The sequence below is a fragment of the Paenibacillus sp. FSL R5-0519 genome (genome assembly GCF_037974275.1).
In the GTDB taxonomy this organism is placed as follows: domain Bacteria; phylum Bacillota; class Bacilli; order Paenibacillales; family Paenibacillaceae; genus Paenibacillus.
Window position 1 is genome coordinate 6,114,098 of sequence record NZ_CP150234.1, and the last position, 21,543, is coordinate 6,135,640.

Annotated in this window: 20 protein-coding genes; 8 read left to right on the forward strand and 12 right to left on the reverse strand. The window is 47.8% G+C overall.

What is annotated here, in order from left to right:
* Positions 1 to 86: 86 nt before the first annotated feature.
* Positions 87 to 272, forward strand: coding sequence for a hypothetical protein (locus MKY73_RS27415; protein ID WP_101314872.1), 186 nt, complete (start codon positions 87 to 89; stop codon positions 270 to 272).
* A gap of 65 nt (positions 273 to 337) precedes the next feature.
* Here MKY73_RS27415 and MKY73_RS27420 read toward each other — a convergent pair whose 3' ends face one another.
* From MKY73_RS27420 to MKY73_RS27450, 7 genes are all read right to left on the reverse strand, one after another.
* Positions 338 to 949: a hypothetical protein gene (locus MKY73_RS27420; protein ID WP_339304557.1), complete on the reverse strand. Its 612-nt coding sequence runs from the start codon at positions 947 to 949 to the stop codon at positions 338 to 340.
* Between the two features lie 254 nt (positions 950 to 1,203).
* Complete coding sequence (locus MKY73_RS27425) at positions 1,204 to 1,962, reverse strand: nucleoside phosphorylase (protein ID WP_339304559.1); 759 nt, start codon at positions 1,960 to 1,962, stop codon at positions 1,204 to 1,206.
* A gap of 1 nt (position 1,963) precedes the next feature.
* Positions 1,964 to 2,635: a sulfite oxidase-like oxidoreductase gene (locus MKY73_RS27430; protein WP_210109989.1), complete on the reverse strand. Its 672-nt coding sequence runs from the start codon at positions 2,633 to 2,635 to the stop codon at positions 1,964 to 1,966.
* A 46-nt stretch (positions 2,636 to 2,681) separates the two neighbouring features.
* Positions 2,682 to 3,605 (reverse strand): ABC transporter permease, encoded by a 924-nt coding sequence (locus tag MKY73_RS27435; protein ID WP_074093220.1) that lies wholly within the window; start codon positions 3,603 to 3,605, stop codon positions 2,682 to 2,684.
* The gene (locus MKY73_RS27440; RefSeq protein ID WP_017691012.1) at positions 3,589 to 4,656 is read right to left on the reverse strand and encodes an ABC transporter permease; all 1,068 of its coding nucleotides are present in this window, start codon (positions 4,654 to 4,656) and stop codon (positions 3,589 to 3,591) included. Before MKY73_RS27440 ends, MKY73_RS27435 begins: the two co-directional genes overlap by 17 nt.
* The gene (locus MKY73_RS27445) at positions 4,653 to 6,152 is read right to left on the reverse strand and encodes an ABC transporter ATP-binding protein (protein ID WP_339304561.1); all 1,500 of its coding nucleotides are present in this window, start codon (positions 6,150 to 6,152) and stop codon (positions 4,653 to 4,655) included. The genes MKY73_RS27440 and MKY73_RS27445 overlap by 4 nt, the downstream gene beginning before the upstream one ends.
* A gap of 293 nt (positions 6,153 to 6,445) precedes the next feature.
* Positions 6,446 to 7,477, reverse strand: coding sequence for a BMP family protein (locus MKY73_RS27450; protein WP_017691014.1), 1,032 nt, complete (start codon positions 7,475 to 7,477; stop codon positions 6,446 to 6,448).
* A 278-nt stretch (positions 7,478 to 7,755) separates the two neighbouring features.
* Between MKY73_RS27450 and MKY73_RS27455 the strand changes: the two genes are divergently transcribed.
* The 3 genes from MKY73_RS27455 to MKY73_RS27465 all read left to right on the forward strand — a co-directional run bounded on the left by MKY73_RS27455 (position 7,756) and on the right by MKY73_RS27465 (position 12,374).
* Positions 7,756 to 9,177, forward strand: coding sequence for a hypothetical protein (locus MKY73_RS27455; RefSeq protein WP_339304563.1), 1,422 nt, complete (start codon positions 7,756 to 7,758; stop codon positions 9,175 to 9,177).
* A gap of 241 nt (positions 9,178 to 9,418) precedes the next feature.
* Positions 9,419 to 10,009, forward strand: coding sequence for a DUF5317 domain-containing protein (locus MKY73_RS27460; RefSeq protein WP_339308774.1), 591 nt, complete (start codon positions 9,419 to 9,421; stop codon positions 10,007 to 10,009).
* Positions 10,010 to 10,541: 532 nt separating this feature from the next.
* A complete protein-coding gene (locus tag MKY73_RS27465; RefSeq protein ID WP_339304566.1) occupies positions 10,542 to 12,374 on the forward strand; it encodes a diguanylate cyclase in 1,833 nt (610 codons plus the stop codon).
* Positions 12,375 to 12,508: 134 nt separating this feature from the next.
* On the opposite strand, the gene MKY73_RS27470 is transcribed toward MKY73_RS27465, so the two are convergent.
* Positions 12,509 to 12,676, reverse strand: coding sequence for a hypothetical protein (locus tag MKY73_RS27470; RefSeq protein WP_017691019.1), 168 nt, complete (start codon positions 12,674 to 12,676; stop codon positions 12,509 to 12,511).
* Positions 12,677 to 12,980: 304 nt separating this feature from the next.
* Between MKY73_RS27470 and MKY73_RS27475 the strand changes: the two genes are divergently transcribed.
* The 4 genes from MKY73_RS27475 to MKY73_RS27490 all read left to right on the forward strand — a co-directional run bounded on the left by MKY73_RS27475 (position 12,981) and on the right by MKY73_RS27490 (position 17,690).
* A complete protein-coding gene (locus MKY73_RS27475) occupies positions 12,981 to 13,811 on the forward strand; it encodes a histidine kinase (protein ID WP_339304568.1) in 831 nt (276 codons plus the stop codon).
* 1 nt (position 13,812) lies between these two features.
* Positions 13,813 to 14,469, forward strand: a complete 657-nt coding sequence (locus MKY73_RS27480; RefSeq protein WP_339304570.1) for a response regulator transcription factor — start codon at positions 13,813 to 13,815, stop codon at positions 14,467 to 14,469.
* A gap of 249 nt (positions 14,470 to 14,718) precedes the next feature.
* Positions 14,719 to 16,434, forward strand: coding sequence for a copper resistance protein CopC (locus MKY73_RS27485; protein ID WP_339304572.1), 1,716 nt, complete (start codon positions 14,719 to 14,721; stop codon positions 16,432 to 16,434).
* A 464-nt stretch (positions 16,435 to 16,898) separates the two neighbouring features.
* Complete coding sequence (locus MKY73_RS27490) at positions 16,899 to 17,690, forward strand: YcnI family protein (RefSeq protein WP_256975238.1); 792 nt, start codon at positions 16,899 to 16,901, stop codon at positions 17,688 to 17,690.
* A gap of 138 nt (positions 17,691 to 17,828) precedes the next feature.
* On the opposite strand, the gene MKY73_RS27495 is transcribed toward MKY73_RS27490, so the two are convergent.
* The 4 genes from MKY73_RS27495 to MKY73_RS27510 form a co-directional block, all read right to left on the reverse strand.
* Positions 17,829 to 18,101, reverse strand: coding sequence for a hypothetical protein (locus tag MKY73_RS27495; RefSeq protein WP_091018402.1), 273 nt, complete (start codon positions 18,099 to 18,101; stop codon positions 17,829 to 17,831).
* A 50-nt stretch (positions 18,102 to 18,151) separates the two neighbouring features.
* Positions 18,152 to 19,486, reverse strand: coding sequence for a hypothetical protein (locus MKY73_RS27500; RefSeq protein ID WP_339304576.1), 1,335 nt, complete (start codon positions 19,484 to 19,486; stop codon positions 18,152 to 18,154).
* Positions 19,487 to 19,501: 15 nt separating this feature from the next.
* Complete coding sequence (locus tag MKY73_RS27505) at positions 19,502 to 19,783, reverse strand: hypothetical protein (RefSeq protein WP_143786547.1); 282 nt, start codon at positions 19,781 to 19,783, stop codon at positions 19,502 to 19,504.
* A 360-nt stretch (positions 19,784 to 20,143) separates the two neighbouring features.
* Positions 20,144 to 21,400, reverse strand: a complete 1,257-nt coding sequence (locus MKY73_RS27510) for a DUF445 domain-containing protein (protein WP_339304578.1) — start codon at positions 21,398 to 21,400, stop codon at positions 20,144 to 20,146.
* Positions 21,401 to 21,543 lie beyond the last annotated feature (143 nt).

Sequence of the window (21,543 nt, forward strand, 5' to 3'; positions counted from 1 at the left end):
CACCACTTAGACGTCAATATGATTGTATATTGAATTATTTTGTAATGATACAATATGAACATTACTTTTTGAGGAGATTTTATTTCATGGCTACAGATAAAAGAGTCTTTACACTTAGGCTGCGAGAAAAGAATTTTGAGAAAATTAAAGTGATTGCGGACAAAAACAAACGATCTATTGCAATGCAAATTGAGTATCTTATTGAACAACATATTGAAGAATTTGAGAAAGAACAAGGTGTTATTACCCCTGATACACATAATGACGTATAGATTTTGCGCCCTTAGTACATGCGCATCATCCATACGTCATTTTTCATGATATATCCTGTTCCCCGTTAATCGAAATCAACCTGTTTATCCAAAATGATTTCCTCTACTTTGTATTCCATCTCTGGTATGGAGGGAATCAAGGAGAATCGAACGTTATCCAGAGAAGAAGGAAGAGCAGGAACCACTCGGAAACTAATTTGAGTCTCCCCACCTCCTCCTCGACTACCATGTCTCATGGTTATATGTCTCTGTTCGCTGAATATTTCCAGAGCCAAATGTGGAACCATTTGTATACGCTCAGCTTCATTCCCCTTATATCGAATTTCCACGTAAACGAGGCTTTCGCCTTCATATTGCATTGAATGCGTAATCATATACTCACACGAATCTTTGATCATTTTCTTCATAATCGGCACCACACTTGTCAATTGAAGAGGTTCTCTTGGAAAGTAGTGCCTTTGCGGCATCGGCTGCACGCTACGGAGAACATATCGGATATCTTCCTCCTTCATATCTAGTAAGCTCACCCATTCATCGATGGTACTTTGAGGAGGCTGGTATTGGACAGCTCCGGTTATGTCCTTTCTGGCTGCAACCAGTTTCAAAAGTTGCTCATCAATCCGTTGTACCTCATCGCTGTATTCATTAGGAATTTCACGTAATTCACTCCAACCCATATTTAATCACTCTCCTAATTTAATGACTTGCCCTGCAAATACAATTCGCTACTGTACCTGCATCCCCTCTTCTTTTTCAGTTTATTTAAAAGGCTCCACTTAACCAAAAATGGAGAAATTAAAAAGGAAAGGACGCCCCTAGGTCATATTCGTGACCTTTCGGGACGCCCTTTTATATTATCCACATCCAATGGACAACTTCTACTATTTAGCTTTGTTACAATGAACACCAACTCATCCTTGCCTTAGCCAACCTACGCCTGATCCTGACGAGCAAGCGCGGCTAGCGCACGTAGCGCTGCATTAATCTCGCGCTCAACCGCTTGTCCAACCGCATCCGTATGCGGATCATACTCGGCTGCCAGGTCGCTGTCCGCGAATCCATCGATCGCGACAATCGCTCCGGCGCGAGCGCCACGCAAGGTACTAACAATATAGAGCGCCGCAATTTCCATCTCGGCTGCAAGTGCTCCAGCCTGCTTGTACTTGCGGTGTGGAATCTCTTCCACGCCTGCGAAGAACGCATCCAGCGTTACGGTGATACCAACGCCCACTTTGCCTGCAAATGTTGCAGCATCCGCGCTTTCTTGCTCACGAGCGGCTTCGATCAACGCTTGTGTCACCCCAATGTCCGCTACCGCTGGGAAACCATCCGGCACCAGTTGGCGAGTTAATCCGTCCGTACGAACAGCGGCTGTACTCACAATTACACTGCCTGCCGGATAATCGGCTGTATACGATCCCGCTGTACCTACACGAATCAGAGTGGTTACACCTGCGCGAATCAATTCCTCGAAGCAGACAGCCGCTCCAGGTGAACCTACACCATGGCTGACCACAGCAATCTGTACCCCTTCATACAGTCCAACAAACGTACGATACTCCCGACTGAACGCCAGTTCTCTCGCCTGCTCCAGCTTACGGGAAATCTTCTCCGCACGTGCCGGATCACCACAGACGATAGCATATGCCGGCATGTCTTCCGAATGAATCTGCAAAATAGGCATCAACATATCAATCAAACTCCTTCTTCGTCCACTCGTCTTCCGGAATCGGCAGATCTTCACCCGAGAAGCGCTGCTCCTTGAACGGATCGGCAAAATGATGGAAACCATTCACTTCCCAGAAGCCGTTACGGTCTTCGGTCATGAACTCCAGACCACGTATCCACTTCGCACTCTTCCAGAAGTAGAGTTGTGGCACAACCATACGCAGTGGAAAACCATGCTTGGGCGTTAGTGGCTCGCCGTTATATTTGAATGCAAGCAGCACATCGTCATGCATCAATTCTTCGAGCGGTACATTTGTCTCATAATCATGATCCGCATGGATCATGACGTATTTCGCTTCCGGTTTAACACCAAGAAGTTTCACAAAATCAGAGAAGCGAATGCCTTCCCATGGCGTATCGAATTTCGACCAACGGGTAACACAGTGAATATCACTCACTGTGTTCACCTGTGGCATCGCCTGCAATTCGGCAAGGGAGAACACCTTCTCCTCTTCCACTTCGCCGAATACTTTCAGGTCCCATGTGGACAGGTCGTATTCCGGTACTTCCCCTTCATGCAGAATCGGGAATTTCTCCGTCAGCATCTGTCCCGGCGGCAAGCGATCTCCATAATCATTGCCCGCTTTGGGTGCCGGGGCTTTTCCTTTTTTCAAACGTTCAGCCTTGTTATGCAAGTGGAATTCCTCCTTCTTTTGCTGCCTCTACATCGGCATTCAGGAATTAACGCGAGCTTCCGCCCGCTTTCAGTGCATCCTGTGCATAGGTACGGTCTTTGAAAAAGAACATCGCGACCAGCGTCACAATATACGGCAGCATCAATGTGAAATGGGTTGGCAAGGAGAAGCCTTGCAGACGAATACTCAATGCTTCCATGAAGCCGAACAGCACACTGGAGCCCATGACGCCCAGCGGATTCGCTTGTCCCAGCATCGTTGCGACCAAAGCGATAAAACCACGACCAGCAGTCATGCCTTCGGTGAACATCGTCACCTGACCGAGCGACAACTGTGCTCCAGCGAGAGCACACAACACACCGCACATCAGAACGGCACCATACTGGATGCCGCGCACCTTGATCCCGATGCTCTGTGCTGCAATCGGGTTCTCCCCGACGGAGCGCAGGCGGAAGCCGGATACACTTTTGAACAGATAGAATTGCAGTCCAATCACGAGCACAATGCCGAGGTAGACCAGGGGACTATGTCCCGATAATACATCGCCCAACCACGGAATGTCCTTGATCAGCGGAATATCCCACTTGGGAAGTCCCACCATGTCTTTGTCGTAGTATGCACCTTTTACATCAAAAATCGCACGCAGTGCAAAGGTCGTCACCCCCGCAGCCAGGAAGTTGAGCGAGATTCCGACCACGATGGCGTTGGCCTTGAGATTAATACTTATAAAAGCAAAGAGCGCAGAGAATAACATCACAATAATAATGGAAAAGAGTACAGCCAGCAGCACATTGCCAAACAGATAATTACCGACAATGGCGGAGAACGCACCGATCAGAACCAGTCCCTCGAGACCCACGTTGAACAGACCGACACGGGAACATAAAGCCCCACCGAGCGCTGCAAGCAGGATTGGAGTCATAATCCGCAAGGTTGAGCCAAACATGGCTGCATCAAACAGTTGTTGCATTGGACTTTTTCTCCTTTCTCCGCTTCAGGAATGAATAACCGATCTGAGCTGATACAAATAACGTCAATACGGCCTGGATGACACTGCCGACTTCAAGCGGCACATCCGTATTCCGTTCCATCCCCATGGCACCTGTCTGTAACGCAGCCAGCAAAATAGCTGCTACAGCTGTACCGAGTGGATGCGAGCGGGCAAGCAGCGTGGCCATAATGCCGCTCCATGCGTAACTTGCAGAAGATAGCGATCCATCAAGGAAACGGTACTGTGTACCGAGCACTTCCCCCGCACCTGCCAGTCCAGCAAGTCCACCACTGATTACCATGGATAGCATCATCATGCGAATGCGGCGAACACCGCCGTAGGTTGCAAAGGACGGGTTGCTGCCGAGCATGCGGATCTCGTAACCCGTCACCGTTTTGTGAGTGAACCAGTAGATCAGAATAGCCGCGACAATGGCAATGATGAAGCCGGCATGCAGTCCCATACCCTGGAACAACTTCGGCAACCAGATACTCTGATCAATCATGGGTGTCTGAGCCATCGCTGCAGATCCAGTCCGATCCTTGAATGGATAGGAGACCATGTATCCGCCAAAATAAATGGCGATATAGTTAAGTAGTAAGGTTGTAATCAATAGATTCATGCCGAAACGAGCATCCAGCCAACCTGCAAACAGAGACCAGATTCCCCCGGCAACAATACCTGCGACAATCGCAGCAATACACACGAACCAGCCCGGGCCTGGCAGATAGAGCGCCGTGAGCGCGGCACTAAGCCCGCCAAGAATCATCTGGCCTTCGGCTCCCATATTGAAAAATCCGGCACGGAATGCCAATGCTACGCCAAGTCCCGCCAAGATGATCGGTGTGGAACGAGCCAGTGTATTGGTGAAGAAGTAGAAGTTGCCGAATGCCCCTTTCCACATCTCCGCATACGTATCCACCACATTACCGCCAACAATCAGAATCGCCACAGCCCCTGCAATCAGACCGATGAATACGGCAAGCAGCGGCTGTACGAGTCCGCGAAGTGTTTCTTTTACCCGATTCATATCCGCTCTTTCCCTCCTGCCATTAACAAACTGATCTGTTCCTCCGTCGCTTCCTCTGCTCTCAGTTCTCCGGCAATTTCGCCTTCATACATCACTATAATGCGATCCGATAATTGCAAAATTTCGGACAACTCCGATGAAATGAGCAGAATACCTGCACCCGCACTGCGTTTACGTAGCAATTCGGCATGAATCGTCTCCATCGCTCCGATATCCACACCACGAGTCGGTTCGGCTGCAATTAGAAACGGTGTATCCTGTGCGAATTCACGAGCGGCAATCAGCTTCTGCAAATTACCTCCGGACAAAAACTGTGCCTTCGTCTCTGCAGAACCCGTCTTGATGCTGAACTGTTTGATCCAGCTTTCTACCATTGTTTTTGCTGCTTTCGCTTTGATAATGCCACGTGACTGCAAACGATGATGATGTCCCATCAGTCCATTCTCACGAACACTCGCGTCCTTGGCCGCTCCCCACATGTAACGATCTTCCGGAATATGAGCAAGTCCATGCTCACGAATGCGCCGTACAGGCCAATTGGTCGTATCTTGCCCAGAGAGCACAACGCGACCACTATCCGCCTTACGCAGTCCCGCAATCACTTGAATCAATTCCGACTGGCCGTTACCCGAGATACCGGCTATGCCAACGACTTCGCCTTTACGAACCTCCATATGGATCTCCTTGAGCGCCGAACGATCCTTGGCGCCAGACAGATTGACCCCTTCCACCTGAAGCACCGCTTCGGCAGGAACCGATGGTTGCTTGTCCATACGCACAAGTTCACGACCAACCATCAGACGGGATAATTCCTCCACATGTGTATCCTTGGCTTCGAGTGTACCCGTTACCTGACCATCTCGAAGTACCGTAATCCGGTCGGCTACATCCATGACTTCTTGCAGCTTGTGCGTGATTAGTACAAAGGTTTTGCCCAGCTTGGCGAGTGATTTCATGTTCGCCAGCAGTTCCTTTACTTCCAGAGGCGTCAGTACTGCCGAAGGTTCATCCAATATAATGATGTCTGCACCCTGATGCAGCACCTTGAGAATTTCAACACGCTGCTGCATGCCAAGCGGGCACTCGGACACTTTTTTCCACGGGTCAACCGGCATGCCATATTGTCTGCCAAGCTCGTTCACCTGGGCCGCTGCTTTTTTACGGTCAAATACACCTACCGCTGCCGGTTCGCGTCCAATCACGATGTTCTCCGCCACCGTAAAGGAAGGGAACAGCATGAAATGCTGATGCACCATACCGATGCCACTTGCCATCGCCTGGGACGGCGTTGCAAAGCTTACCTCGCGTCCACGGACTTTGATTGTGCCTGACGTAGGCTGTTCCATACCGTACAGCATACGCATCAAGGTTGTTTTACCGGCCCCGTTCTCACCCACAAGGGCATGAATCTCTCCCTCACGCAAATTAAAACGGATGTCACGGTTAGCGGTGAAGCCGCCGTATTTCTTCGTAATGTGCTCCATCTCCAACAGCATATCTCGCGTTCGCTCCTCTCAGTTCAACTTAAAAGGTTACACTCGCCACTACGATGACAGAACAACCTTCCGATCGCCGTTATCCCCAGATTTTTTCGATTCCCTTTTGACACGGGAAAATCCGGGGATAAATGCGAACACTTCGCTTCTTCAGGTTATTTCTGTCCTCTTCGTTATCGTGTAAACGATAAGTTGAACATATACTGGTCATTTAATAGCAGCAAAACCGGCTGCCTGATCGGGCAGCCGGCTGATCATTTTCATCCCACATTCATTGAAAAGAACATTCAAAACTATTGTTGCAATGGATCTTTGACTACAATTTTGCCGGATACGATATCATCCTTGATTGCTTTCACTTTGTCGATGACTTCTTGTCCAACAAAAGCATTCAGCGGGGATTCGCTATCACGTGTAACGTAAGTCAGGCCCACACCGTCTTCTTTCAAGCCGTAGTTCACTGCACCTGCTTTGAAGTTGCCTTCTACAAAATCTTTCACGGTCTCATAAGCAACCGTATCGGTTGATTTCAATTGAGACAATACGATATGTTCCGGGTCTTCAACGGTACGGTCCGTATCCTGACCTGAAGTGTAGAAGCCTTTTTCTTTTGCTGCTTCGAACACGCCAAGATCACCTACAGCGGATGCGCCAGCGATGAAGTCAGCGCCTTTGCCGAATTGTACCAGTGCCAATTCTTTTGCTTTGGCCGGGTCATTAAATCCACCTACATAGTTCACGAGGAATTCTGCGTCTGGATTCACGGATTCCAATCCCGCTTTGAAACCTTCCGTATATTTCTTGATCAATGGTACATCCATTGCTGCGATCATGCCGACTTTGTCTGTTTTGGTGGACAATCCAGCAGCTGCACCGAGCAGGTACGCCCCTTCATATTCACGGAAACCAACGCTACGTACGTTAGGCAGATCCACGGTTGTATCTACAATTGCAAAGGACTTGTCCGGATTTTCTGCAGCGACTTTCTTCAATGCATCTTCTGCCTGGAAAGTGGCTGTAATAATCAGATCATAATTCTCGGCAACCGCAGCACGCAGATTTTGTTCAAATGCTGCCGGATCTGTTGATTCAATTGTCTTGGTGTCTACTTTGAATTCTTCGCCTGCTTTTTTGAAGCCTTCATCCATCTGTACAAAGAAAGGGTTAACCCCTATTTTTTCGGGAAGTACGAGGGCCATCCGAAGAGATTTCTCCGAATCACTGCCTTGGGCGGATTGTTCGTCTTTGGAAGCCGAATTCCCACAAGCTGCCAACAAAATAGCCAACATGATGATCGATAAGACGAACGATAAACCTCTTTTCATTTTGAAAATACCCCTTTTCAATATTCTTTTTTCTTATCCTAGCGGATACTGTCGATCCTTGTCAATAAATCTTTGAGCGTATACACTCAATTAGAATATATTTGATGATTTGCTTTCTACCAAGCTTTGGAAACCGCTTTATAGCAAGCTTTTTTTCCGTTGACATCCAGCGCGTCTCCGTGCTAAAGTCAATCCAATTATTCTATTCTGATAGGATTTGTCAGAATTATAACCGAAAGCTACTTATTTTCCAACCCATTTTTAAGGAGGCTATTCATTTGAAAAAAATCACCCAGATCACGTTGGCGGCCCTGCTCGCCGCTCCGGTAACACTCGGCAGCCTAAGCTTGCCCGTTTCTGCTTCTGCAGCATCTGCTACTCCAGCTAAACCAAGCACATCGCAAAGTGTCAAAGGACCGTTAGCTCAGGCTCCAGTCGCTTATACGGAAAGCGCAGCGGATTTTGCTCAATTCTTACAAGCGAAATACAACATTCAATTGCCGCAACAGATAACCAAAGGTGATTTCATTCAAGCCATTGCAGCCATCACGGAAGCAACTCAAACAAGTAACAGTGAAGCCAAAGCCCCTGTCTTTACCGACCTGACTTCTGGTGATTCTTCCTATGATGCTGCCGTATCCTTATTCAATAATGGGGTTCTTACAGGTACGGAAGTACATGCCAAGGATCAACTGAGCACTTATGCTGCCGTCTTCATCGCGGTGAAAGCAGCCGGATTAAAGGAACTCGCATATACATATCCCGCAGAGAAAACGGCCAAAGCACTTGCCAAAGTTGGCATTAACCCGAACCGTGTTCAGGGACAAGCCGCACAGGAACTGGCTGCAGCGATTGATACAGGCCTGATTCCCGAAAGCCTCTACCCCGCTCTCCTTAAGGGTGGCGTAGCAAGTAAAGATTTTGCTAATACTTTGCTTGGACGCGTGCTCGTCAGTCAAGGGAAATACAAACATGAGATTGGGCGTTCCGGCGATGCGGACATCTATTCCAAACTGTATGCTGCATATCGCACAGCGGATCTCATCGAATCACCTGAGCTGAGAAAAATTGTGGATCAGGCCCTGCGAGATGATCTCGTCACAGGTTACAACCTGAAGGATAGCCGCTTTGATTCCAACTTTATCGATGAGCTGACACTTACCTACGGTCACGATAACATTCAACATGCTGTACAGTTGGTTGGTTTGCTGCGTAGCGAAGGTATTGACGCCGATGTACAATTCCAGCCGAAGACATCTGCCTTCATTTATTTGAAAGAATGGGGCGAGCCGAAGGAAACACCAGACTACAAAGTGACACAGATCGAGAACGGTAACTATATTGCCTCTGCGAAGGAATATGATATTCAGTTCGAGTTCAACAATGTGGCAGACAAAGTCCGCTTCAATGATATTGTTCTGAAATATGCCAAGAAGAACAGTGACAGTACATCACCATTGATTCTCAGTTCCTGGTGGCAACCACTTTATTACTCACCAACGGTATTGGCCAACTATCCGGTCATTTCCAATAATAAGATCGCGCTTGGCAATTACTATGCTCAGTCCTTCTCTCTGAAGGAAAATGCCAAATCCATTCGGGAAGGTTTCCTGAAACTCGCTCCTGATGCAGACATTACAACATATGACTTCTGGGTGGATCAGCCTTTCTTCAACTATCTGAACGGTGGTTCCGAATAAAATAAATTCCATTTCCAACCGAATTAAAGCTCGTATTTTGCCATTATAAGTAACCGTCTTTACTGAATTCATCAGGGTTTTCGACCCTTTGGTTCGTAAAGACGGTTTTTTGTTCAGCATTTTGCAAATTTCTTCTAAAAAATCATTTTTCTCATGCAGGAATTACCAATATCAGGTCGAATCCTATATGTACACAAACACGCAATCCTATTGCACATCTCCGCACGAACAGGAGTTACTTATGGTATATGACGGTATTTTACTCGGCTTGATCGTTGGATTTTTTCGAGGCGGGCTGCGGCATGGACTCCATCAGTTTGCAGCACTCAAGTTGCGAAGTGGCTGGATTTTCCCTGTATTGCTGCTAATCCAGTTCTTTATTTTCTATCTGCAGGAACGATTCGAATGGGTGGCATCCATTAATGGTTATCTCTTTGCTGCCGTCTACATTACAGGGCTCGCATTTTTGTGGCTCAATAGGCATCATACCGGTTTTATGCTCATCTGGATTGGTGTGTTTCTTAATTTTGCCGTGATGGCTGTCAACGGTGGACGTATGCCGGTTTCTGTGGAAGCCTCCGCTGTATTGGGACCCTACTATGTAGACATGCTCCGGGAAGGCGGAGCCGTATCGAAGCATTTTATGATGGATGCGTCTACACGTTTGCCTTTTCTCGGTGATATCATCCCACTCTCCAGCCCTTATCCACGAACTCAAGTTATCAGCATCGGTGATGTAGTCATGAACGTTGGCGTATTCCTGTTTATCCAGTACATGATGGTGAATCGGGACAAAAAGGCTGTGCAACCTGCTAAAACTCATCAGGCTTAAAGAGAACCAGGTAGACTCCAAGGAAGGGAGGTCTTCTCCATGAAAAAATTTGAAGGTGTGAAATATTCCCGCATTGTCATCAACGCAATCATCGTGGCTTCTGTCGTTGTAGCACTAACTTCGGGATACAAGCTGGGCGGCTAGTATCCATACCGCCAAACAAGACAAACAGGCTGCCAGCGGCCTGTTTTTTCTTTCTGGATTTTTGCCAGGCAAATTGGTATGTTATACGTCTATATAGTACATCCCTATACAAGAACACCAATTATATATTGAACTGAACATTGACACGAGAACGGAGAGGACAGAAATAACCTGAAGAAGCGAAGTGTTCGCCTAAAAGCTTTCTAAAAGAAAGCTACATCGGAAGCATATGCTATCCCGGGATTTTCCCTTTTGGAAAAGAAATCAAAAAATCTGGGGATAACAGTGATCGGAAGGTTGTTCTGTCATCGAAGTGTAAGTGTTAATACCCATCAGCTTAATTTATATAGACATCAAGAGTAGACTAAACCCAAGCAGGAGATTTTTTATGAACTTTATTCGTAACCTTATCCATAAGGCAGATCGAAGCAGTCTGTATGTTATTTTGCTTAGTTGTACCGGGATCGGTGTTTTTCTGTACATGAACAAGTGGTCTTACCTTCATCTAACCACGGCGGATTGGGTCATGGTCTATACCATGCTGGGCGCGGCGTTAATTCTGGATTATTTCACGTTTCAGATTCCACCCAAAGGCAATCAGCAATCCATGGATTCATCGGTATACCTTGCCTGTATATTCATGTTTGGCGGAGCCTTCAGTTTATCTGTACTGCTTCCTGTCTCTATCATTCTGTTAATCAAAGAGCGCAAGCTCACCTGGTGGAAACACATTGTCAATTTCAGCATCTACAGTCTCATGATTACGGGAGCAGCTGCCGTGTTTGAGTGGACTGGCGGGCAATCGGGAACTTTGGACGGCTATAATCTGCTTCCTTATTTTGCAGCGCTTGCAGCCTACTTCATCATCAATACGATTACACTTGGCTTATTCTTTCATTTTTCAACGAAGGATGCATTACAGCAGATGAAGCGGGCATTCGTTACCGAATCCCTGTTGGTTTATTTATGTACGCTGATTCTGGCGCTTGTCCTGACGATTCTGGTCGTGCACAATGGCGTGCTCGGTCTGTTGTTGTACTTAAGTCTCAGTATTCTGCTCTCCCATGCATTCAAGCAGTTGTTTGTCATGTATCAGACCATTGAGGAGAAAGCTAACACGGATCAACGGACAGGTCTGTTCAACCATAGTTATTTTGAAAGTATGCTTGAAAATGAACTCACTACCGCTCGTACGCAAGGAACACCGCTCTGTCTGGGACTTATTGATATCGATGATTTCAAAAAGTATAACGATCGGTTTGGCCACCTTCAAGGCGACAGTCTGCTGGCTATGCTGGGAGATTTTCTGATGCGAAAGACGGAAGATACACCTGTTACCGCCTTTCGTTATGGAGGGGAAGAGTTCACACTTCTCATGCCAGGAATGGAATTGGACGAATCTTACAAGTTTATGAATAAGCTGCGCAAACAACTAAATGACACGCCGTTTGAAGGCGTTGAAGTGTTTCCGCACGGTTGTCTCTCCTTCTCGGGTGGCGTCGCACCCTATCAGGTGGATATGTATAACAAATCCCAGCTTGTGGATCAGGCGGATAAAGCACTTTATTATGCGAAGAAACAGGGCAAAAACAACGTGCACCGCCACGGAAGCAATGATGGCATGGAACACGAGATTGATCTGGTACAGGACGTTCGTGACATCGAGCAACAGCTCAACCTGTTCAGATACAAGGACATGGATACGTTTAAACATTCCAAACGGGTCTACAAATATGCACTGGATATCAGTGAACTGCTTGCACTGGACAATGCGGAGAAACGCCGTTTCGTGCTGGGAGCACTGATTCATGACATCGGAAAACTGGAGATTCCCTGGTCTATTCTGAACAAGAAAGACAAGCTCACCGCAGAGGAATGGGAAACCATCAAAGGACATGTCACCTGGGGCAAAAAAATGGTGATCACGAACGATCGCTTCGCCGATCTGATTCCGTATATTGAACTTCACCATGAGCGCTATGATGGCAAGGGCTATCCTTACGGCCTGAAGGGTAACGAGATTCCCCGGCTGTGCCGGATGTTAACCGTCATTGACTCCTTTGATGCCATGACAACAGAGCGACCGTATCAGGAGACCAAGAACGTGGAGGAAGCCATTCGGGAGCTGCGCGCATGTTCGGGTTCGCAGTTTGATCCGGAGCTTGCCGAGTTATTCATTCGATATATTGAGAAAAGAACCGCTCAACAACAGTTGCTGTAAGATGAACGAAGCTTCTTCTATCGCCTCAGAGAAAATCAAAAGCGCTATCTCCGGTCTGATCGGAGATAGCGCCATTTTCATTTTCATGGAATGAATCGTACACCAGACAGCTTCATTCTCGTGCAGATTCTACATTAAGATTTGGTATTCAGTTCATGTGAGGTCTGATGCAGCTCTTTGATCATCTGCTGCAAAAACATGTTGTCTTGACGACTGATACCGTGCTGATTGTCTTGAACAAGCATCTGGTGAATGTTCTTTTTGAGCAATTCACTGCGACGTTCCAATACTTCTTGACTCATGTTGTTGCTTCACTCCTTAACATGTTTTGTAATGAATTCACGTTCTATATAAGTATAGAGGACCTTCTCCGATAGGGAAAACGGACTCAGCCCTCCTCAGCTGTTCACACCAACCCTCACCTAGCGTGACAACATTTCACCCCTTGTCATTCTTAGATATCCTTCTAAATACTCCCTGATCCTCCCCAGCTTTCTCCGAACACACAGACTAGGGTCTTGGACAAGCTTGCGTTATAATGATCCCATCCCTGTATAAATAAATTACCTTATTAAGCTAATCCTAGGTCAAAGGAGTTCTGCATTCATGTCCTATAAACAAATCAAATGGATGATTCTGCTGATCCCCACATTCACGGTTGGCATCTGGGAATATATTCGCCATCAGTTTCTGATGCCGTACCTTTCGATGGACGCCGGGAACTGGTTAACACCCGTCATTGTTTATCTCGTCAGCGTGACACTGCTCAGCCGATTGTTCCACATGCTCGAAGGTGCCAGGGCTGCTCTGGAGCAGGAACGCGCAGCGAAAGCAGCTCTGGAAGCTCGTGACCAATTGGCCCGGGAACTTCATGATGGCATATCTCAGTCTCTTTTCCTGCTGTCCGTGAAGGCCGATAAAGCGGGCCGCAGTCTGGCAGGGAGCGGACATGAGCATGAGATCCAGGAGATTCAAAAAACCGTGCATGAAGTCAATACATATGTAAGGCAAGCGATTGCCCAGTTGCGCTATGTTCCCTCCTCTACCACGGCACCCGAGATTATCTCGCTGCACGCGCAGGTCGAAGTGCTCGTCAAGGAAACCGTACCTGGTGCACAGATTCATTGGGACCTGAGGGGTGTAACGTTCTCTGCCAAGGAGCAAGTGGAACTGCTCGCCTGTATCCGGGAGGGTTTACTGAATGTACGCAAGCATGCTCAGGCTACCCGTGTTCAGGTTCACGCCGAGGGTAACCCGATTGCCTGGTTCATTTATATTCAGGATAATGGGAATGGATTAAGTGAAGATCCTCTTCAGCTGAAGGATCGGTACGGACTGCGAATTACGAAGGAACGTGCTGCCGAGATGGGTTGGTCTTTTACCCTCGATTCAAGACCGGGGCATACACGAATGACGATAGGAAAGGAGCATGCTTAGTATGGAACATGTACGTGTATTGGTTGTTGATGATCATGCGCATGCGCGTGAAGCGATCTGTAGCATTTTATCCGAGGACAGCCTGTTTGAAGTGATTGGTACAGCTTCGAATGGACAGGAAGCGTTGGAGCTCACCGGACAATGGATGCCTGACCTGATCCTGATGGACGTGCAGATGCCGGACATGGATGGGTTGGAAACCACCCGTCAGATCAAGCTGCGATTCCCTTATGTTATTGTTGTTATGGTCACGGTATCGGATGATGTGACCTTTCTGTTCGAAGCACTGAAACAAGGCGCTCAAGGTTATTTGCTCAAAAATCTGACGCCTTCTACCTGGCTTGAATACCTGCGCGCCATCGTCAGCGACGATGCACCGCTCAGCAAGGAACTGGCCTACCGGATTTTGCAGGAGTTTCCCGCACCACGCAGTGAAGATGTGCAAGATAATCCACTTACGGCGCGGGAGCTTGAGATTCTGCAATGGGTATCCGCGGGATATACCAATCGGGAGATCGCTGATCAGCTCGGTATTTCAGACCAGACGGTGAAGAATCATCTAAAAAACATTTTGCAGAAGCTCCAGCTGGAAAACCGGGTACAACTCACCCGCTATGCGCTAGAGAGCGGGCTTGCGGGACGTAAGCTTCGCAAATAGCGCAGCTTCGTGGTGATATGTGAATGGTAGCACGTACGTATCGCATACCCATATGAGATTTGTAACATGAATGTGTATGGCGCTCTGCACCATACACATTCATGCTTTTGTCACAATTATGAAGACCAAATCGTTTTTTTATAGCCCAATGTAGTCATACGCAGTCATTTTGGACAAAGTTATAATGGGATAGATTGTGTATAAAGGACAGGAATGACTACAAATCTATAACCTGAGGGTGATGATTTTTTGATTTTGACAAGCTTTACCCTGAAATGGGGCAAACGGCACTGGGCATTGATCACCAGCCTGTTGCTTGTGTGCTGCCTTGTTATGCCACAGTGGGCATCTGCCCATGCTTATATTGTTAAGGCTTCGCCAGGAGAGAACGAGATACTCGTAACGGCTCCGGAGCGGCTGACGCTGGAGTTCAACGAATCCTTGCAAACGGCTTTTTATGATATCAAAATTACCGGGCCTGACGGTACTCAGGCAGACGATGGAAATGTACAGATTGATGCGGACCGCCCTCATATTCTGGAGACTGGCCTGCGGGCCGGGCTCGGGAACGGGACTTATGCCGTCAACTGGAAAGCGGTATCTGCCGATGGGCACCCGATTCAAGGCGCCTATGTTTTCCATATCGGAGAACCGTCTGGTGCTCCTGCCGGACTCAGTGATCTTACATCTGGTTCCGGTTCAACAGGTGGACCGCTGAAATGGATCGTGTCCCTGACAGACTGGATTCAGTATCTCGGATTGTCTGTCATCCTGGGGACACTTGCATTCTTGCTGCTGCGAATCGCACCAACATCCATGACAAGAGAACCTATGGATGTTCCGGGCAGCTACAGATTGTTATGGATCAGCTATGCTGCCGCTTCCTTTGCCGCTCTGGTCAGCCTGCCACTGAATACGTTATATGAATCTGGTGTGGCTCTGAGCGAACTAAGCTGGGCACTGATCGGGAGTGCGCTCAAACTGACATCTTTTGGTCAGATCTGGATGTTACAGATGCTCATTGTCATGCTATTGGCCGTCACGATTCTCTCCGGATATGATCGCGATCGATCCATCCGTGCTCGCATCTGGTCTTCTTACGGCTCACTCGTGCTCGTGCTTGGATGGCTGTTCACTCATGCCATGACGGGACATCCGGCTGCGGCGGATCAACGTGCTCTCGCCATTGCCATGGACTTCGTGCACCTGATCGGTGCCGCTTTCTGGATTGGTGCATTGACTGCCATGGCGATATGTCTGCCTCCACTCGCCGACAAGCTGCCTTCGAAGGTGCGAGGAGAAGTCTACTGGACTGCCATACGTAGATTCACCGCTTGGGGGATCGGCGCCGTAGCCGCTCTGGTGGCTACAGGAATATACAGCAGTCTGATTATTCTACCAGCACCTGTGCTGACCTCTTTGTTCACTACAGCCTATGGTCTTGTTTTGATCGGCAAGATCGTCCTGTTGATTGTAATGGTTATCTTGGCATGGCGTCATGCGCGACTTGCTAGAGCAGCAACGGGGAGCAGATTGTCTGGCAGCCTGAAAGCCGAGCTTGTTACGGGTGCTGTGATTCTCGCTCTTGCTGCTGTACTGACACATCTGTCACCGGGGCAACCAGCAGCAGTTGGACCGTATCAGGAGACAAAGACTACAGATGATGGCTCTGCAATCACACTTCAGGTGAGTCCCAATGTGACGGGAGAGAACCAATTTGAAGTTGATGTAAAACGTGCAGATGGCAGTATCGTTAATGATCTGGAACAGATCACACTGTCACTTACACATCTGGATATGGATATGGGGATCTATGAGATCACCATTCCGAAAAACGACACCGGTGTGTACAAGGCTGAAGATTACATCTCCATGCCTGGACGTTGGAATATCAAGGTACATCTGCTAACCAAATCGCTGGATGCACTGGATGCCGAATTCGAGATCGACACCGCCAAGCCATAGTTACACAACGTTGATTTTGAAAAGTGACCCAATCTAAAATTAGTGTTTCTACGAACTGCAAATGTAGCGAAGGGAACGAAATTGATTCTGGAGAGGCGAAGCACTCGCCTTTATTCCTGGATCTCAACTTATTACTATATAAATTGAACTATTATTTACACTGAAACGTAGAGGACAGAAAAAACCTGAAAAAGCGAAGCGTTCGCCTTTATCACCAGATTTCCCCCTATGAGAAAAGGGAATCAAAAAATCTGGGGATAACAGCGATTGGAAGGTTATTCTGTCATCGGAGTGCATGTGTAAACATTCTTTATTTCGATTTATATAGTTGAATCAATAAATTCCGGGAATAACGGTGATCGAAAGAACCATTCGTAACCGAAACGGCCTTTGCAGAGCGTAGACACTCATTTAAGAAAATGGGCCGCATCATATATGATAAGAACTGAGAGGGGTTATTTATTTTGAAGAAAACATCATGGATTTCCAAACTAACATCCACTATCGCAACAGGTACCGCGGCATTCATGCTATTCGCCGGATTCGCTAGCGCTCACGTTACTGTTAGCCCATCCGTTGCACAGACAAGCGCATGGCAGACATACACGATTAAGATTCCATCCGAGAAAGATCTGCCTACAACCAAAATCACCATGAAAGTTCCGGAAGGTGTGGCATTCAAGCAATATCAGCCACTGGCAGGCTGGAAAATCACCACCGAGAAGAACGATTCCAATGAAGTCACATCGATCACATGGGAAGTTGATGGCGATAACGAGGGCATCATCGCAGGACAATTCCAACAATTCAACTTTGTTGCGCAGAACCCGAAGACCGAAGCTGAAGTTGCTTGGGATGCCTTCCAATACTACAGCGATGGCAGCATCGTAGAATGGACAGGCCAACCAAGTGACAACAACCCGCATAGTATTACAACGATTAGTGAAGATCCGGCTGCTGCTGGTAATGCTGCGGCAGGTGGAGATCATCATAGCGCCGGTACTGCCGATGAAGGACATGATAGTGCAGGTACAGAAACAGGTACTGGTGATAATGCAGCTACCGATGATAGCAAAGCAAATGATGACACTACGCTGGGCGATGCACTTAACGACACCGTTACAGGTGAGCCGAATAACACAGATACAGACCCGGGTACATTGAAGCTTCAACAGGCCACATTGATTGTATCCATTCTGGCCCTGATCCTCTCCTTCCTGGGAATTGCATTGGCGACACGTCGCAAAAAACGTTAAGAACGATATGCAGCACGCGATAACTTGAGATAACTAAGAAGCCTATGGCACCCGGGAATAACCCCGATGTACCATAGGCTTCTTTTTGTCTATCCATGCTGATTGCCATCCGCAATATGGCAACAGCCACACTGCTCTTTAGCGTTCCTGATCCGTCTGGATCATAATTTCAATATATTGCAGCAAGCTTTTCTTCTGCATTTCGATGGATTGAATACGTTTGGACAGGCCCGCAAAAAACTCTTCAATCTGCTGCCTTGTATAATCAGCAGACTGCCCTTTCCAATCGTTCAGGCGACTGTATAGCGCCCTCGCTTCCTGTTCATCGGCTTGCAGACGGGCAAGCAGCTGTGTCAGTTCTTTTTCCGCAATTCGAAGATCATTCAATTCCACCAGCAATTGTCCACCCACTTGCGTTCCCTCCCCCATGTACGTGATAGCGACATTAACCAACCTGATTCCTAATTAAAATGAACCGGACTCTCGTCCGCCTGCCGGAAGGCATCTGCTTTCTCATCAATAAAGTTCAGGAACTGGCTGGTATGTTTCATATGCCATGTGCTAAGTTCTTGAATCGACGCGTCCAGTTGGGTGACAATGGGCTCCAGCCTGCGACTTCGGCTTGTATGCAGGTATTGAGCCATGCGGCTTCGTACCTGATTCAGCTCAGCATTGCATTGCTGTGCATTTTGCTTCCACCGGGAGGCGACACTTTTCAGTTCTTCTGGCGTTACCTGAATCAAGCCGGATGCACCTGCCCCAAGAGCCATACCGCCGCCAGACCTGAAACCTAACGGACCGAGGTTCTTGCTGAACGGCCCCATGTGATCCATAAGGCGTGGTGAATAGCGGACTCTCTCTCCAGTAATCGGATCATACAGATCATTGGATATGTATCCATTTTTGAAATTATATTGATCCAGACTGTGATAGTTCTCCCCGCCAAATGAGTTCTTGGCTTTATCAATAATGCCCACTCCATCGTTTGCATCCTCATAATTGGAATTAATGTAGTACGTCGATCCCACATGTCGGTCATATCCGCCCAACGTTCCGCTGGCTACCAGATCACTGGGATTGGCATAGTTCACAACCTGCCCGTCGAACTCACCCGCTTCAGCCCGGCGACGCATTTCTGGCGTCAAATTGCCCATTACCGAGGGTGCACTGAACGTCACGGCTGGAATTCCGGTATAAGCAGATGCATACTGTGCATTTCCGCCGCCCAAGGAATGCCCGGTCATCGAGAAATTCAGATCCTTATGCTTGTTCTGCATGTGATTCGCGTAGTCTTCTGATTGATACATCTGATTGGCCCAGCCTGTCGGGGAAACGGTTTTTTCAATATCTTTTACGCGATCACCGGTCCAGTTCTCCACGTCTCTTACCCTGTCACCAGCCCAATTCTCCACTTTGGATATGCCCGTAAAATCCTTGACGCCTTGCACCCCTTTGTCGAGCCAATCCGGCGTAAGATTATCAACAAAATTCCCGGCCTCCTGCTGACCCTTGCGAATCAACTCTCCGCCCCCAATACGGCCATCCATGACAAAGTCTGGTACCGAACGATCCAGGGACGCACTTCCTTCTGTACCACGATAAGCAATGACGGCTTCCTTGGTCTCGGGATTATAAAATGTTACGGCATCAAAACCGGAAAGTTTGTTACTTTCCGTCCCTTCTAGGACCTCCCATCCAGGAAGTTCCGTTAATTTGTCTCCAGCCTTTTGATCCTGATAGGCCAGATCAGACATCGTTTTATACGTTTCATCATCAATGTTGGACCCGTTACTCAATAACTACACCTCCCTTTATTTAGCGTATGGATCATGTCCCTTGGCCATCATCACTTCTTCAATCTCAGGGCTAATGACCAGGTTCTTGGTTACCTTCTTTTTGTAGTCGTACGAAATGCCAAAGCTCTGATCTTCGTGATCCTTCACATGGCCTTTCAGCCCTATCTGGGACACTGCCATCTCCGGCAACAACTCTTTGCTTGTAATCACAACATCCAGCTCGAACTTCTGCTTGAAGTGCTGAATTACGGTTGCTTCAGCTTCCTTGTATAGCGCTTCCTTCTCACTTGCATTCATATTCTGACAACCTCCCAGAAATATAGTCAACACCATCATTAGTGTGAATAAACCCTTCAACCATCCTGCACGTTTAATACGGATTCCTCCTCTGGGTAGAATCAGGGCGTTCACCATATGCGAAGTCCACCCTATTCATCTGTTACCTGCATCATAGTACAAAATCAACATGAGCCATATCGGCTAACAGGATCGTTTTCATGTAACTTTCTTCCTATATGATTCACTCAGAGTACTTTGGTGTACATTACCCCGTTTCCTAATTTTTGCAACAGATACATGATAATTTTCCCATCCACGACAAAAAGAGCCGGCTCTTGGTTAGAGCGGCCCTCCTTTTTGCCGTACTTAACTGCTATTCTATTCAAGCACCATCCGCAGAGCGGTCAGCGCAATCCCGATAATAAATCCGGTAACCGCCCCGTTGATTCGAATCCACTGCAGATCCTGCCCCACCTTATCCTCAATCATTGAGATCAAGGAGGCATTGTCCATTTTATCTACATTTTCACGCACGAGGTTACCGATTTTGGAATGATTTTTCTCCAGCAGTGTTGTGACGCCATCTACGATCTTGGCATTCATGCTTGTCATCAACTCGTGATCTGCCCGCAGATCAACCAATACCCGTTCAATGGCAGGCAGTGCATACGTATCTACATACTGTCCATCTTCCATCGCGACGAGTGCCTTGTCTCTCAGTTGGGTGAGTTTGTTCAGCACCGTTTCCTCTGCGTTCCAGCCCTCAAGCATATTGTTCTTCCAGCCGTTGATTCCATCTTGCATAGCCTCGCTCATGGCCAATCGCACCGCCTGGGTACGTACCATATCAAGCACTTTGTACCTTAGAGCGCTGCCTTCACGTTTCATATCCTCTACCCGATCGAAGAGATATCCCTGCAAAATGCCACCCAGACGCTCCTCGTTCATATAACCCAGGAACGCATTCATCGCAAACTGCATCAATCCGTTCATTTGAATGCCGCTGATCGCTTTCATCCCACTTTCACCCAAAAACATCACATTCTCAGGTTTAACCAGCCACTCTTCGGCTTGCTTCAGTCCATAGTCCAGTGCTTTGGCATCGTAACCCCGCTCTGTCATCTGATGAGCAGCCCGTTCCAGAATCGGACCCAGATCAAAAGCCCCCGCCTGTGACTTGATCTCAGACGCTACGAGTGGAGCAATCTGCTCTAACGGCAGACCCGCCAGAATTCGTTTGCAGAGCGTATCGATCATGGTCTTGATCCCGTCATTGTGAAGCTCACGTGTCAACGTATCGAGCACCGTCTCTGCTGCTTTGAAATCTGCAATTTTCTCGGTAATGCTGTCTTTGTTAAGTAAGTTATTCTCTACTGCGGAGACCAGACCTTCGGTCATTTTATCCCGATTTTTTGGCAGCAAAGCCGTATGCGGAATGGGAATGCCGAGCGGGTGACGGAATAGGGCGGTCACTGCGAACCAGTCCGCAAGTCCCCCCACAAGTCCCGCTTCAAATGATCCTACAAGCAACTTGCCCACAGGAACGCCCTGAAACGGCAAGGATGCGGCAAATCCCGCTCCCATCACCACGAGAGACCAGGCTGCTGCCTTTTTGGTTTGTTTAGGTTTAGCCATTGTATTCTTGCTCCTTTATCATTAAATCGAACGGCCCGGCCTGTACCGGATTCCGTACCCCATCGTTTCTTATGTAAACTCTCCACTTGCGAAGTCATAGCTTCCATATTTCGTATACTTCATCTTATCACCCACAAGCGTCA